The sequence below is a fragment of the Acinetobacter sp. NBRC 100985 genome (assembly GCF_000241225.1).
Classification (GTDB): domain Bacteria; phylum Pseudomonadota; class Gammaproteobacteria; order Pseudomonadales; family Moraxellaceae; genus Acinetobacter; species Acinetobacter venetianus.
In genome coordinates this window covers 38,838-53,796 of record NZ_BAEB01000022.1, presented here as the reverse complement: position 1 = coordinate 53,796, position 14,959 = coordinate 38,838, and the positions used below count along the sequence as shown (strand labels likewise).

At 37.8% G+C, this 14,959-nt stretch carries 18 protein-coding genes; 12 read left to right on the top strand and 6 right to left on the bottom strand.

Annotated elements, in window-relative coordinates; genetic code table 11:
- Positions 1-6 precede the first annotated feature (6 nt).
- The 3 genes from ACT4_RS08555 (at position 7) to ACT4_RS08545 (ending at position 3,403) form a co-directional block, all read left to right on the top strand.
- Positions 7-774, top strand: coding sequence for a transporter (locus ACT4_RS08555; RefSeq protein WP_007481404.1), 768 nt, complete (start codon positions 7-9; stop codon positions 772-774).
- An 83-nt stretch (positions 775-857) separates the two neighbouring features.
- Positions 858-2,708, top strand: coding sequence for a protein-disulfide reductase DsbD (gene dsbD / locus ACT4_RS08550; protein ID WP_007481402.1), 1,851 nt, complete (start codon positions 858-860; stop codon positions 2,706-2,708).
- Positions 2,705-3,403: a glutathione S-transferase family protein gene (locus ACT4_RS08545; protein ID WP_007481400.1), complete on the top strand. Its 699-nt coding sequence runs from the start codon at positions 2,705-2,707 to the stop codon at positions 3,401-3,403. The genes dsbD and ACT4_RS08545 overlap by 4 nt, the downstream gene beginning before the upstream one ends.
- A gap of 36 nt (positions 3,404-3,439) precedes the next feature.
- Here the strand turns inward: ACT4_RS08545 and ACT4_RS08540 are convergent, their stop codons facing one another.
- Positions 3,440-4,627 (bottom strand): GGDEF domain-containing protein, encoded by a 1,188-nt coding sequence (locus ACT4_RS08540; RefSeq protein ID WP_007481397.1) that lies wholly within the window; start codon positions 4,625-4,627, stop codon positions 3,440-3,442.
- Between the two features lie 282 nt (positions 4,628-4,909).
- Positions 4,910-5,821 carry an alpha/beta hydrolase gene (locus ACT4_RS08535; RefSeq protein WP_004878088.1) on the bottom strand — a complete coding sequence of 304 codons (912 nt, stop codon included), beginning with the start codon at positions 5,819-5,821 and terminating at the stop codon, positions 4,910-4,912.
- 155 nt (positions 5,822-5,976) lie between these two features.
- Between ACT4_RS08535 and ACT4_RS08530 the strand changes: the two genes are divergently transcribed.
- On the top strand, positions 5,977-6,414 hold the full coding sequence (locus ACT4_RS08530; RefSeq protein WP_004878087.1) for a DUF2147 domain-containing protein: 438 nt from the start codon (positions 5,977-5,979) through the stop codon (positions 6,412-6,414).
- Positions 6,415-6,474: 60 nt separating this feature from the next.
- On the opposite strand, the gene ACT4_RS08525 is transcribed toward ACT4_RS08530, so the two are convergent.
- On the bottom strand, positions 6,475-6,825 hold the full coding sequence (locus tag ACT4_RS08525; protein WP_004878086.1) for an arsenate reductase: 351 nt from the start codon (positions 6,823-6,825) through the stop codon (positions 6,475-6,477).
- Between the two features lie 432 nt (positions 6,826-7,257).
- The gene (locus ACT4_RS08520) at positions 7,258-8,082 is read right to left on the bottom strand and encodes an exodeoxyribonuclease III (RefSeq protein ID WP_007481395.1); all 825 of its coding nucleotides are present in this window, start codon (positions 8,080-8,082) and stop codon (positions 7,258-7,260) included.
- A 41-nt stretch (positions 8,083-8,123) separates the two neighbouring features.
- Here ACT4_RS08520 and pyrE point away from each other — a divergent pair, with 41 nt between their 5' ends.
- The 5 genes from pyrE to ACT4_RS08495 all read left to right on the top strand — a co-directional run bounded on the left by pyrE (position 8,124) and on the right by ACT4_RS08495 (position 11,102).
- Positions 8,124-8,774, top strand: a complete 651-nt coding sequence (gene pyrE, locus ACT4_RS08515; protein ID WP_004683560.1) for an orotate phosphoribosyltransferase — start codon at positions 8,124-8,126, stop codon at positions 8,772-8,774.
- Positions 8,775-9,243: 469 nt separating this feature from the next.
- Positions 9,244-9,657, top strand: a complete 414-nt coding sequence (locus tag ACT4_RS08510; protein WP_007481393.1) for a hypothetical protein — start codon at positions 9,244-9,246, stop codon at positions 9,655-9,657.
- A gap of 130 nt (positions 9,658-9,787) precedes the next feature.
- Positions 9,788-9,961, top strand: coding sequence for a hypothetical protein (locus ACT4_RS17275; protein WP_007481392.1), 174 nt, complete (start codon positions 9,788-9,790; stop codon positions 9,959-9,961).
- Positions 9,958-10,416 carry a hypothetical protein gene (locus ACT4_RS08500; RefSeq protein WP_007481390.1) on the top strand — a complete coding sequence of 153 codons (459 nt, stop codon included), beginning with the start codon at positions 9,958-9,960 and terminating at the stop codon, positions 10,414-10,416. Before ACT4_RS17275 ends, ACT4_RS08500 begins: the two co-directional genes overlap by 4 nt.
- A gap of 5 nt (positions 10,417-10,421) precedes the next feature.
- A complete protein-coding gene (locus ACT4_RS08495) occupies positions 10,422-11,102 on the top strand; it encodes a hypothetical protein (protein WP_007481389.1) in 681 nt (226 codons plus the stop codon).
- A gap of 46 nt (positions 11,103-11,148) precedes the next feature.
- Here ACT4_RS08495 and ACT4_RS08490 read toward each other — a convergent pair whose 3' ends face one another.
- Together ACT4_RS08490 and ACT4_RS08485 are read right to left on the bottom strand one after the other, a co-directional pair.
- Positions 11,149-11,346, bottom strand: coding sequence for a DUF3565 domain-containing protein (locus ACT4_RS08490; protein WP_007481387.1), 198 nt, complete (start codon positions 11,344-11,346; stop codon positions 11,149-11,151).
- Complete coding sequence (locus ACT4_RS08485) at positions 11,347-11,799, bottom strand: MarR family winged helix-turn-helix transcriptional regulator (RefSeq protein ID WP_007481386.1); 453 nt, start codon at positions 11,797-11,799, stop codon at positions 11,347-11,349.
- Positions 11,800-11,976: 177 nt separating this feature from the next.
- On the opposite strand from ACT4_RS08485, the gene ACT4_RS08480 reads away from it, so the two are divergent.
- The 3 genes from ACT4_RS08480 to murG all read left to right on the top strand — a co-directional run bounded on the left by ACT4_RS08480 (position 11,977) and on the right by murG (position 14,950).
- Positions 11,977-12,456, top strand: coding sequence for a glutathione peroxidase (locus ACT4_RS08480; RefSeq protein WP_004878070.1), 480 nt, complete (start codon positions 11,977-11,979; stop codon positions 12,454-12,456).
- A 223-nt stretch (positions 12,457-12,679) separates the two neighbouring features.
- Positions 12,680-13,624, top strand: coding sequence for a glutathione synthase (gene gshB, locus ACT4_RS08475; protein ID WP_007481383.1), 945 nt, complete (start codon positions 12,680-12,682; stop codon positions 13,622-13,624).
- A gap of 228 nt (positions 13,625-13,852) precedes the next feature.
- On the top strand, positions 13,853-14,950 hold the full coding sequence (gene murG / locus ACT4_RS08470; protein ID WP_007481382.1) for an undecaprenyldiphospho-muramoylpentapeptide beta-N-acetylglucosaminyltransferase: 1,098 nt from the start codon (positions 13,853-13,855) through the stop codon (positions 14,948-14,950).
- Positions 14,951-14,959: the final 9 nt, after the last annotated feature.

The window sequence follows — 14,959 nt, the reverse complement described above, 5'->3', positions numbered from 1 at the left end:
ATAATGATGAAAAAAATTCAGACATTGGGCGTCGTAGCCGTATCAATGATGGCAAGCACAGCTTTTGCGGCAGACTTTTCTTTTGACCGTCCAGGTTCAGGGATCAGCACGGGCATTACACCTGTAGGTCAACTCGCTTGGGAGCAAGGTCTACCATCTGCGAGTTACCAAGAAGATACGATTGATGGTGAGAAAACCAAAACAGTTACTTTAAATGGCGATATGTTGCTACGTACAGGTCTTGCGGATGGGCTTGAGTTACAACTTGGTTGGCAGGGTCCAGTTTGGCAGCAATATAAGCGTGCGGGTAAAACTAAAGAAACGAATGGTTTAGGCGATGTAAGTATTGGTCTAAAAAAGGCAATTGATTTAAAAGATGATCGTTTAACGATGGCTTTGTTGGCTGAAGCAATTATTGCGACAGGGAACGATGAATTTACAGCGCATGATGACATTTATAGCTTAACGTCTGCAGTCGCTTATAAGTTTAGCGATCTCATCGGAACATCAATTACCATGCGTTACGAAGCACAAAATAGTGATTGGGCTGTAACCGCAATTCCAACGATTGATTATAAAATTGCAGGTAAATTATCAGGTTATTCTGAGTTCGTTTATCGAAAAGCTGAAAGTCAAGACTATGAATATGGCTTAGGTACAGGCCTTATTTATGCGATTAATGACCGTGCACAATTAGATGCAAGTGTTGGTGTCGATTTAAATGGTGACGTACCTAGTTATAACGGTGGCTTAGGCGTATCTGTTTTATTTTAATGAAAAAATGCTCTGAGTTATTCCTGTTTCTATGATTTTTGAAGCACTGAAATGAGGTCTCGGAGCACATCAGAGAGAAAATAATGAAAATGTGTGTTCAGGGTGAACGCAGTTCCCAATGGATAAGTTATTTTATTGGAACGTTGCTATTACTCTGCGGGTCTTTGACCTATGCGCAAGACAATTCAGCAACCTTACTAAGCCCTGAAGATGCATTTACATTTTCAGTTGAATCGACCAAGACCAATCAAGCGCGTTTACATTGGACGATTCAGCCGAACTATTATTTATATCAGCACAAATTTGAAGTACAGCAAGGCAATCAAGCGGTTGCACTTAATTTTCCAAAAGCTGTTGATCAATATGATGAAAACTATGGTCATAGCCAAGTTTATTATCAACAAGTCGAATTTGATATTCCCACACAAGCATCACAACACTATCGTGTCACATGGCAGGGTTGTGCCAAAGATCGTATTTGTTATCCTCCACAAAATATTGAATTTCAAACAGATGCAGATGGTTTGGTCAGTGTACAAAACACCAATCCAAATGCACAAAAACGATTTTTGGATCTCGCACGATCGTCCAATGCTTTAGATACTCAAACCACTTCGTTAGAAACAACTGAACAAGCACCTAATGTAACCTCATCTGAGCAAGCTGACGGTACGGTTATGGCTCAAGACCAAAAATGGTCAAGCCGTCTGGAACAACACTCTTTGGCTTATAGCCTATTATTATTTCTTGGCTTAGGCATATTGCTGGCTTTTACCCCATGTTCATTGCCGATGCTGCCAATTCTCACGTCGTTGCTTGTTCGTGAGCATAGAGGCGTTCGCGCTTGGTCGATTGCACTTACTTTTGTGGTGAGTATGGCGCTGGTTTACGCTGTTTTAGGTATGATCGCATCAGCAGCAGGTTTGAATTTTCAGCGTTGGTTACAGCAACCCGCAACCCTCATTGCTTTTAGCTTATTGTTTGTGGTGTTTGCACTAAATTTGTTTGGTTTGTTTGAAATCAAATTACCGCAAAAATGGGTCAATCGACTGGATCAGATGCAGTCAGCACAACAGGGTGGTACCTTGGTGGGCGCAGGCATCATGGGGATGATTTCGGCGCTATTGGTCGGACCCTGTATGACCGCACCTTTGGCAGGTGTACTGCTCTTTATTTCTCAGACTCAAAATCAATGGCAGGGAGCTTTACTACTTTTTGCACTGGGTTTTGGAATGGGGATTCCTTTGCTGTTGGCAAGTGTGCTTGGCTCTCGTGTGTTGCCAAAAGCAGGCGATTGGATGAACCAAATCAAGATCATTTTTGCTTTTTTGATGCTGGCGCTCAGTCTCTATTTCATTCGCCCAATCCTGCCAGAATTAGCGATCCAAATTTTGAGTCTGATTTTAGGCCTCGCCTTTATTATTTATGCGGTTTATCGCTTATTTGGTCAAAAAAACAAACTGAAATGGTTATATGCTGTATTGCTGGTTTTAGCGATTCCAGCGCTCGCATTCAATCAATATCAACATTACCAAAATCTGAGTTCGGTACAAGCAGACAAGTTAGCCGAATGGCATGTTGCCAACAGTGCTGATCAATTTAATCAAATTCTTGCTTCAGCACCGACTGATCGTATGATTGTGATTGATGTTTATGCAGATTGGTGTGTGGCATGTCAGCCGATTGAGCATCGTATTTTAAAAGATGCAGAAGTCCAAAACGCGCTTGCGCCGTATTATCTGATTAAGCTTGATTTGAGCCACTATGATGCATCACATCAAGCTTTATTGAGTCAGTGGGATATTCTAGGACCACCTACTTATTTGTTCTTGGATCAGCAACATAAAGAAATACGTACTTTACGTTTAACAGGTGCATTCCAGAAATCTGAATTACTGCAACAGCTTGCGCAATTAAAAGAGAAATCATCATGAGTTATCAGCTATTTATAGGAAATAAAAACTACTCAACATGGTCGATGCGTCCGTGGATTTTATTAACACAAGCCAATATTGCATTTGAAGAACATTTAATTCGTTTTGATAGCTTTGAGCCAGACAGTGAATTCAAAACGGAAATTTTAAAGCTCAATCCCACAGGTAAAGTACCCGCTTTGGTTGATGGTGACATAGTAGTTTGGGATAGTCTGTCGATTTGTGAATATGTCGCAGAACAAAATCCTGAAAAAGCATTATTACCAACAGACCAAAAATTACGTGCAAGAGCGAGGACGATTAGCGCTGAAATGCACAGCAGCTTCCAAAACCTACGTAATTTCTGTCCGATGAATGTCGAAGCTGATTTGGCGCATATTGGACAACAATTGTGGAATGAAAATGCTGAATTACGTGCAGAAGTTGCACGAATCGATCAAATTTGGTCTGAACGTCCAAGTGATGACAGCTTCTTGTGTGGTGATTTTAGTATTGCCGATGCATTTTATGCACCAGTGGTCATGCGTTTCGTGTGCTATCAGCTACCGATTTCTCAGTTGAGCCAAATGTATATGCAAAAAATATTAGCGCTTGCATCAGTACAACAATGGATTGACGAAGCCAAACAAGAGCAAATGTACGTACCTTTTGACGAACCCTACCGTCAGAATCGTGAGGAATATCTCATCGATTAGTTGAACTGATAAAGCGAAGATACAACGATCTTCGCTTTAATTCGCCACTAAATCCGTAAATATTTTTACTTGATTACGCCCAGCGGCTTTTACCGCATAAAGGGCTTGATCTGCCTGACTTATCACTAAATGCGGCTCATCTGCACTCAATGAGCTACTAATACCAAAACTGGCACTCACTGAAAACTCCTGATGATCTTCCGTAGTGAAAATCAGCTGGGAAATTGCCATACGGCAACGTTCAGCAACATTTTGTGCATGAGGTGTGGTGGTATTGGGAAGCAATAAAATAAATTCCTCACCGCCAAAGCGACCAATCATATCCTGATCACGAATATTATCTGAAAGACATTTGGCTACTTGGACCAACACTTGATCTCCCATATTGTGACCAAAATGATCATTAATACTTTTAAAATGATCTAAGTCCAACAGAACAACGGAATACAGTTGATCTGGCTGTTGATATAGCTTCTCTAAGTGATTGCTAATACTTCTCCGATTCATCACGTTGGTCAGTGGATCAAGGCGACTTAACACCTGAATAGCTGTTTCGCGAGTACGCCACTGGGTGAGTAAGCTTTCAAAAAGATATAAACAAGCAATTAAAATAGGCAGTAAAAAGAAAAACATGCTGCCGACCCAAAATGGGTGCATTTGCGCTTGATTTAACACTTCAGGCTTAAAGATTGGCGCGTAAGTTAATATGCCAAAAATACTTAAAAAACTACAAAATAAGAGCGCTATAGTTGCAGGTACGAGGGCGCAATAAATCATTCTACGATCAAACAAGACCAATCCAACACCCACTACACTGACATAAGCAACCATGGTTGCTGGACTAAAACTACCGATCAAATAGCCTGTGTGGCAGAGCAGAACAGTAAAAACCTGTACGCTTAGAATAGGAATAATATTCTGAACCCATTTTTTATCTTTATAGAAATAACAAGGGATAATCATGCTCAGAAATACGCAGAGCATAATAAGATTGGTCCATAATTTAGAACGAACCAAAGGTAAATTAACCCATTGCCATGTCGCAGAATTCAGTAGAACAAAACTGTCCCAAATAATCCCAAAAAGGCTCATTAATGAAGCAAGGATTAGCAGCAAAATTGTTTTTCTTAACATGTTCCAATTAATTAATGGTTCATGTTCCCAAAGCTGCGAAAAATTCCATTTTTCTGTATTTGCTAAATCCTTAAATCGAATCTTTATCATTGGCATGCATCCTTATATGCAATGAGATTCCTAAGAAACTTTATAAGTGTAAATTCGTCATCAAAATTATCGAGAAATGACTGTTAAAATAACAATAACATCTTTGGAATGAGAATGAAGTCTAGCTAAAGACTTTTTAATGCAAAATAGAAAGGGAAAAATTCTTTGAAAAACGGTCTATTATCTAAATATCCGATGATTTTTATTTTATAATGACAAAAATAAATTAAGAGTGACAATGGTCAGACATAGCTGACCATTTTTGCATATATTTTGATCAGATTAGTCTAGGTCAAGCGAATGTGCGAATTCAGCAATATCAGCCAATGCCTGTTTAGCTTCAGGAAACCATGCATTAAACATTTGGAAGTTATGCCACATTCCCGTATAGAGTTTGAAATGAACTTTGACATCTGCTTGTTCTGCTTTTTCTCTAAAACGCTTTGAGTCATCCAGCAGAATCTCTTTAGAACCGACTTGAACCAGTGTAGGCGGTAAGCCATCAAGATCATCAAACAGTGGAGAAACTCTCGGATCGCCAGGTTGGATATCGTCGGTTAGATAATGCTTGATACCTGCTTGTAGAGCTTCAATCGATAACAATGCATCGTGTTTCTGATTGAAACGTAGCGATTCACTGGTCAGTGTCAGATCCAAATAAGGCGACATTAATATCAAACCACTTGGCATGAGCTCTGGTTGCTGTTTCAGGCGTAGACAAAGTGCAAGTGCGAGATTGGCACCACATGAATCGCCTGAAATAATAATATCCTTTGGTTTAATCCCTTGCACGAGCAGTGCTTGATAGACATCAAAAATCGCATCAATCGCTTCAGGGTAAGGATGTTCAGGTGCAAGAGGGTAATCCACATGAATCACTTGCATCTGAGTGCGCGCAGCAAGATCAGTCATCAGAGCACGGTGAGTATTTAAGCTACCAAGAAAAAATGCACCGCCATGAATATGAAAGATCAATTGCGTTGCAGATGCTTGCGCTTTAATTTCTTCACCACGTACACCAGCCAAACGAATTGGTCGAATTTGTACTGTTGGATTTTGTGGAAATAAGCGACAAAGTTGATCGAGAACTGGTCGTAAAGCATTCGGTGCTAAATTCAACTGACTTGGCGTGCGAATGGTCGCCTTTAGTAACGATTCAGTAAAATAATATTTCCAAACAGTACCAAATTTCATAATTTTTCCATATTGTTAGATCAGTATAATAATAAGTAGAGTTAGTTCATGAACTCGTCAGGTTATACCAAATAGTCATAATCAAGAATTGCAATATTGATTGAAGTTCCCAATACTCTTGGTCTTGAAAAGACCCTCTTAAGGATATTACAAAAATGAAGAAAATTGCTTTAGCATTTGGATTGCTCGGTTTAACAACTTTTGCCAATGCGGCGGATGCGCTGAATGGTACAGTTTGGCAAACAATTGATGATGAAACAAAACAACCAAAGGCAATTGTAAAGTTTACGGAACAAAAAGATGGATCGTTAACCGCATCGATTCAAAAATATTTAGTTGCTGGTCAAGAAAATGCCTGCTCTAAATGTGAAGGCACTTACCACAACAAACCACTAAAAGGCGTGACGATTGTTCATAGCTTGAAAAATGTCGGTGGTACGAACTACGACAATGGTTCAATCATTGATCCTAAAAATGGTAAGACATACAAGTTAAAAGCTGAAATGATTGAAGGCGGTAAAAAACTGAAATTACGTGGTTATATCGGTATTGCAGCTTTAGGTCGTAACCAAACATGGATTCGCGTGAACTAAGATTTCATAGCACTAAAAAACCGAGCTAAAAAGCTCGGTTTTTTTATCTTTATATTCAGCTTAGGCTGATAATGCCTCATAGCTCGCCTCATCAAAGCCAATCACAAAACCTTGTGGTGTTTGTAATACAGGACGTTTGATTAGGCTTGGCTGCGACATAAGCGTTTCAATGAGGTTCTGTTCATTGCTGGTAGCGTGAGCTTGCTCATCTGCTGTTAGTTTACGCCATGTTGTGCCCTTTTTATTCAGAACTTTGTCAGCGCCAATCTCTTTTAACCAAACTGCTAAAGTGTCTGCATCAATGCCTTGCTTTTTATAATCATGAAATTCGTAGTTGATGCCTTTTGCCTGCAATGCATCAAAGGCTTTTTTCATTGAATTACAATTTTTAATACCATAAATTTTAAACATGCGAAAACCACAGAAAATAACAAAAAGATATGCCCAAAGCCTAACGTAAAAAGGCTGCGCTGTGCCAGTTGAAATTTTTTATTCAGTTGATCGATGAAAGAGATAAAAGGGGTGACCAAATTGATCAGTTGAATTGAATAAAAATGCGATGGATAAAGTCAGTAAAAAATATTTAGTATCTAAAAAAGAGAAAACCCGCATTTAATCTTCCTGATCATGCGGGTCTCATTTCAACGTCCAATGTCTCATCCTTGCAAATAAACTTAAACTAAGTTTATTTTTCCTTCCTACGGCGTCCTATCCCTTTGTGGTCATCCTGACCGCTTCCCTGTGCCGTGGTGCTATAATGCCGTTACAGGGGGTAAATAAAAATACACAAAAAACGACACGGGATGTAAGCTAAAGAAGCGGTCAAAGTGAACAAGTGTTCACTTATTCGTGTATTTTATAGTCGATAATCACGGGTGCATGGTCACTAAACCATTGTTCTTTATAGACCCATGCGTTTTTGGTACGCGATTTCCAGTCTGGCGAGCAAGCATGGTAGTCGATACGCCAACCTACATTTTTCGCACGCGCTTGACCACGATTTGACCACCATGAATACAATTCAGCTTCAGGTCGTACCTCACGGAAGGTGTCGACATAACCTAACTCATCATAAATATGGTCGAGCCATGCACGTTCATGCGGCAAAACACCTGATGACTTTTGGTTGCCTGACCAGTTTTTAATATCGATACGCTTGTGTACGATATTGTAGTCACCACACACAATGATTGATTTATTTTCATCTCGCCATTGTTTTAGTATTTTGGCATATTCTTGTAGAAATAAATCTTTGCGTGCTTGTGCTTCGTCACCGCTTGAACCTGATGGTAAGTATAACGAGGCAATATGAACAGGATGTGACAGACCTAAATCAAATTCTGCGGTAACAAAACGACCTTGAGAGTCCGCAAGCTCAAAACCTAAACCATTGGTGACTGAGACAAAGGGCAAGCGGCTATAAATCGCCGTACCTGCATAACCAGCACGTTCAGCAGGGAAGAGGTGAGTGTACCAACCTTCAGGTTTAAATTTATCAGTCCATTGTTCATGAGTGATACGGCTTTCTTGCATACATACCACATCGGCACCAGACTGTTCTAACCATTCGAGCAAGCCTTTGGTGACTGATGCGCGCAAGCCATTTACGTTAATTGAAACGACTCGAAGAATTTTTACATCACTTGGATAGCTATCCTTTGGTATCATACGTCTGTTTAACCTCAATTGAAGAATTTGGAGCACCTTATATGACAACGCCTGTGTCATTTCATCCGCAAGCTTTTATCGAACTCGCATTATCACGTGGAGTGCTTAAATTTGGTGAGTTTACCTTAAAATCAGGCCGTGTCAGTCCTTATTTCTTTAACGCAGGTTTGTTAAACGATGGCGAAGCGCTATCTTTATTAGCACAAGGCTATGCCGATAAATTGGTTCAGTGTGACAATGTTGGTGTGATTTTTGGTCCTGCATATAAAGGTATTCCTTTTGTTGCGGCGACTGCAGTGGCGTTGTCTCAAGTACATGGCAAGAGCGTTCCTTGGGGTTTTAACCGTAAAGAAGCTAAAGATCATGGTGAAGGTGGTGTGTTGGTTGGTGCATCGGTTGCAGGTCAAAAAGTTTGGATTATTGATGATGTGATTACTGCGGGGACTGCGATTCGTGAAGTTGTGACCATCTTAAAAAATGCGGGTGCAACGATTGCAGGGGTATTAGTGGCACTCGATCGTCAAGAGCGTGGTCAAGGAGAGCTTTCTGCGATTCAGGAAGTACAAAAAGAACTTGAAATCCCAGTGCATGCTTTAATCACAATGAAAGATTTGATGGATTATTTGGATGCAAAAGGCGAGAAAGAAGCTTTAGCAAATATGCAGGCGTATCGTGAAAAATATGGTATCTAAGTTTTAGGTGTAAATGAAAAAAGGAAGCTGAGGCTTCCTTTTTTGTTGAGTTTAATTAATGAATTATTGGAAATAGTGATTAAAAAAATAAGTGTGGAATGTGAAAGATCACGAAAAAGCCATTTGAGTGCTCTGAATTATGGGGTTACTTTGTATAAGTTATTGATATTTATTTTAAATTTAAATTATTTCGAATAAGGTGTATTATTTTGACTTCAGGGAACTCCATAGTCATATAAAATTGAAAAATTAAGATAGAATTTATTTAAAAAATTTCATATTTTTTTAATATTTAAGAGATAGTCTGCCACAAGATTTCATTGTTTATACGGGAAATAAATGTTAAATTAAGTAAATTTTTTATAAGTTTACGCATAATTATGTCTACTAAAAACTATTTATTAATAATATATGTAATACTAATAAAATCAATTTTTTTGATAGGTTAAATCTATATGGAAACATTATTGTGGGAAATAGATTCTTTTCGATTGACATTTTTTTTCAAGAAAAGAAGTTTTTTTTAGAGAATATAGAGGAAATCATTGATTTATTTGATGAAAAATTTATGATTGAACCTCATAAAAAAATTAATGATGAATCATCTGGTAAAGAAATTTATGTTATTCGATGTTCTGATAATAAATATTTACATGTGATTTTATATAAAAATAGGTTGGATTTTGAATTTGCTGATACTTCAAGTGATAAAATTGATATATATAAGATAAAAATTGCTTTTGAGGAATTTATTTCTTTAATCAGTGTTGTATTTAATAAAGTAAATAACCTTGATATTGTCAGATTAGGGGTTGGTGTTGATACTATATATGTGGCTGATTCAATAGAAGAATCTACGTCTGCTTTAAAAAAAATATTTTGATATAATTCATGTTAATAATGATGAATATGATGAAATATCACTAAAAATAAGTAAAAAGATAAATTTAAATAAGGATGTTTCTAAAATATTTATTAACGAAACTTTGGTTGGTAGTAGTTCGAAAAAAATAATGGTTGATGATGATGAAAATTTTCCAGAAGGTAAAATTATTGATGCATGTATAATAAAAATTGATGTCAATACTGATGCTATAAACAATAGTAAAATAATCGAATTTGATTACATTCTGAATGAAGTTATTCTTCTTGTTAAGAAAAAAATGGTTTATGAGGATATATTATGAATAGATCATGTCAGAATCGTAATAACTCTGATTTTTTTAGTGAGATGGAACATTCTAATAGATTGTATTGTTTTGACAAAAACAAAACTAGTAAATATTACAATCAGTTAGATAGGTTTGACGGGTGTTATTTTGGAGATGATTTTTACGCAGCCAATGTAAAGCTGATTAGATATGAGTTAAATAATGAAGGTAGAAAAGCTTCTGTTTATACTGTTATTATAATTGATCATTGGTTTGACCAATGCGAATATGAAAATGTAAATTCATTTTTATCAATTATGCTTGTAGATATTAACTATTTAACTAAGTGGTCAATAGTATCTTTATTAAGAAGTACATATTCAGCAAAAGATTTACTACCTAGTTGGCAAGATTTTTATGAAAAAAGTTATGAGGTTCTCGAACAAAAAAATTATAATGCTAAGAAGTTATTAAAAGGGTTGAATCGTTAAATTATATGAAAAATTTTATTATACAGCGGGGAGTGAATCCAATAGATAAACCCGACTTATTAGGATTAATTCTTAAAACTACTGATTTGGAATTAGGAAATAGGCATACTGGTTTTATTATTTTAAAACAGAATCAAGAGCTTAGTATTGCACATTTGTGTGGTAAAAATTATAGATTTGAAAGATATGAGGGAACATATGTATATACATGGATTAATGAGTTAGATGAGGCGATTATTGTGCCATTAATGGCACGTTTAAAGAATTTAAGCTTAAAAAAAACAATTGATGTTGAATATAGTCCTATCTATTCTGGAAATGGAGTTTTAGATGATAAAAATGGAAAGTATATTGTAGATCCTAAATTCCCTACAGAAGGGTTAACTTGTGCAACGTTTGTTATATTAATGTTGGAAAATTTTGGTGTTAATCTAATAGATAAAAATTCTTGGAAAATAACAGAAGAAGATACAATTTGGTTTGAAAGAATGCTTAATGACTGTTTTTTTCTTTTCCAAGATCATTTTCTAGAAAAGTTAAGAGAAGATAAGGGTAAATATCCTAGATTTCGTCCAGAACAAGTTGTTGCCGCTGCATGTCTTTATGAGGATGATCCTATCTCGTTTGATGAAGCAAATGAAGCTAGTAAAGAGATTTTAAGACAATTGGAACACCATAGTTGTTAGTGAAACATCATAGTCTTTAGATATCCTATACTTAACATAAAATTTCTTATCCAGAAGATATCTCCCCGCACTTTTTACATTCCAACATCACCCCTAATTTCTCTCTGCGCCCTTGCTCGGTTAACACCCAAGGGCGATTTTGCCACGGTGGATCATGGCGCACATGCTGCGTATGACCACAAGCAAGATCAGTAACCCAATGATTTTCCGCATCGAGATGAAATCCAACAATAGCCTGTTGCATTTATTCACTCATACTTTCGAGTTTAGAATCCTCTAAATCCTTTAAAAAACGATGGCATAGATTATGAATTGCCACTAAATCATTTGGATCAACACCCAAAGAGCATGCGAGTTTAAAAGGAATTAACGTAATTTCATCTTTTGCAGCAAGTGCTTTTTCCAGCAAGATCACTTTTTTCATCCGCTCATCTTCTTTCACCGCAACACGTTTTAAAAACTGTTTTTCTTCAAGTTTTTTAATAATTGGCGTCAGCGTTCCCGAATCAAAAAAAGTCTTTTGACCAATTTCAGACAAAGTCACATTGTCCTTTTCATACAAAGCCAACAGTACGATAAATTGTGGATAGGTCAGGTCGTATTCCTGAAGCAAAGGACGATATTGACGAATCATCGCATTGGTCGCGGAATACATGGCAAAACACACTTGATTATCCAAGTAAGAAAATTCAGTCATGCTTTGCTCCTCAACGTCATTTTGCTAGCTCACAGTATAGTTTGATTAATCGCAAAAGTATATTGTGCATAATAAACTTGCACACAAGATAATTGTGTGCAATATTAAATGAACGAGCTGAATGATTAAGCAAACTATTTTGCGCAATCCCACAATTGGATAGTTGAGAAAACACCTATGAGCAAAATTTATGATTTTCAGGCTGAGCTTTTAGAAGGCGAGCAAAAGAACCTAGCCGACTATCAAGGCAAAGTTTTATTGGTGGTGAACACTGCAAGTCAATGTGGCTTAACCCCACAATTCGAAGGTTTGGAAAAGCTTTATCAGGACTATCAACAACAAGGTCTGGTGATTCTCGGTTTTCCGTGTAACCAATTTGCCAATCAAGATCCATCAAGCAATGAAGAAATTGGCAGCTTCTGTCAGCGCAACTATGGCGTATCATTTCCAATGTTTGCCAAGGTTGATGTGAATGGTCCAACGGCACATCCTTTGTATCAATACCTGACTTCTGAAGCCAAAGGTCTTTTGGGCAGCAGCATTAAATGGAATTTCACCAAGTTTTTGATCAATCAAAAAGGCGAAGTGATCAAGCGTTATGCTCCCATCACTAAACCTGAAAAAATTGCCAAAGATATTGAAAAACTTTTGGCTTAATTCGATGCTGAAATTGAATGTTGCACGAATTACTGGTATCGAAATCATCTACCAGTAATTTTTAAATTTTTATCACTCAGAAAATCGTCTATTTAAATAAATCGAATCTAGTGATTTGAATAAATTAGAATTTTTTAGATTTAATAATTACATAACTTGTTTAAACATCATCCTTAAACTTCGCTATACTTTTTGCCAAGATTAAAAATATGAGTGTTAAATTATGCGTGTACTTGTAGTGATGGACCCAATTGAAACGGTGAATCTCAAGAAAGATTCGACGATGGCAATGTTATGGGCGGCAAGCCGTCGCGGTCATGAATTGGGTTATGCATTACAACACGATTTATATATTGATCAAGGTAAAGCCTTTGGTTTGATTTCGCCGCTTAAAGTCTTTGAAGATTACGATCATTATTATGAGTTGGGTGACAAGCAAAAAGAGTCATTGGCTGATTACGATGTCGTATTGATGCGTAAAGACCCACCGTTCGACATGAACTTTGTCTATACCACTTATATTTTAGAACAAGCCGAACGTGAAGGTGCGTGGATTATTAACAAACCACAATCGCTACGTGACTGTAATGAAAAGCTGTTTGCAACCCAGTTCCCAGAGTTACAAGTACCCACTTTGGTCACGTCTCAGCAAAGCCTAATTCGTGAATTTATCAAAGAACATGGTGATGTAATTGTGAAACCACTTGATGGTATGGGCGGAATGGGGATTTTCCGTTTGTATCAAGATGGGGTAAACATTGGTTCGACTTTGGAAATGCTCACTGAAATGGGCACACGTCCAATCATGGCACAACGTTATATTCCTGAAATCGTGGAAGGTGATAAACGCATTTTGATGGTCAATGGTGAGCCGATTCCATATTGCTTGGCGCGAATTCCACAAAATGGTGAAGTGCGTGGAAACTTGGCGGCAGGTGGCTTGGGTCAAGCACGCCCTCTGACTGAAAACGATAAATTGATTGCTGCAAAAGTGGGACCTTTTTTACGTGAAAAAGGTTTGGTCTTTGTTGGTTTGGATGTGATCGGTAACTATGTGACGGAAATTAACGTGACTAGTCCAACCTGTATCCGTGAGATTGATGCACAGTTTGGAACATCGATTGCGGATGATTTATTTAATGTGTTAGAAGCAGGTCGCTCAAGCTAAATAAGAATCATTATTTGACCGAATTGCCCGTTTGAATTTGTACCAAATTGACAAGCAAATGGGCAATTGGATATCGACAGAACCTTGTTTTTAACAAAGAATCGAAAAAAGCACTGCTTTCTGTTGTAAACAAGTGAAATTCGCTTTTCGTGAATGAAGCTTTAGGATTAAAATAACTCCCGAAAACAATAGACGATAACCTTCTTTTTTGAGTTGAAGAATTAGACCGTGACCAATTCACCACAGAACAAACCCAAACATGTCATGATGATGGCCGCTGGTACAGGTGGGCATGTTTTTCCTGCGCTTGCTGTTGCCAAACAACTGCAACAAGAAGGCTGCCAAGTGTCTTGGTTAGCGACGCCTACAGGAATGGAAAATCGGTTACTCAAAGATCAAAATATTCCGATTTATCAGATTGATATCCAAGGTGTGCGTGGCAATGGTTTATTACGGAAACTGAGTGCACCCTTTAAAATTTTAAAAGCCACTTTAAGCGCGATGCGCTATATGAAACAACTTAAGATTGATGCTGTTGCTGGCTTTGGTGGTTATGTCGCAGGGCCGGGTGGTTTAGCTGCACGTTTATTGGGTATCCCTGTATTGATCCATGAACAAAATGCTGTTGCAGGATTTACCAATACCCAACTGGCGCGTGTTGCAACAACAGTTTGTCAGGCTTTTCCAAATACTTTCGCAAATAGTGATAAAGTCGTGACCACAGGCAATCCTGTGCGTGCGGAAATCACTGCGATTTTAAATCCATCTTGGCGTTATCAAACGCGTGAACAAGCGCAGTTGCCCCTGAATATCTTGATTGTAGGCGGTTCATTAGGCGCTCAAGCGCTCAATGAGCGTTTGCCAGAAGCTTTGAAAAAGGTCAATTTGCCACTGAATGTTTTTCATCAATGTGGTCAAAATCAGCAAGAGATTACGCGTGAACGTTATCAAGGTGCATCTGCAAATTTAAATATTCAGGTTGAGCCATTTATTCACGATATGGCAAAGGCCTATAGTGAAGCAGATTTAATTATTTGTCGTGCTGGTGCTTTGACGGTGACAGAGGTTGCAACAGCAGGTTTAGCCGCAGTGTTTGTACCTTTGCCGATTGCCGTAGACGATCATCAAACTGCAAATGCAAAATTCCTTGCCAATGTCGGCGCTGCAAAGATTTGCCAACAAGCAGAAATGACACCCGCTGTTTTAGATGAGTTGTTAGCCACATTATTCAATCGCCAACTGCTCTCAGAAATGGCAATCAAAGCACGTCAACAAGCACAACCGAATGCAACTCAGCATGTGGTTGATCTGATTAAAAAATTGTAATTCGAGTTT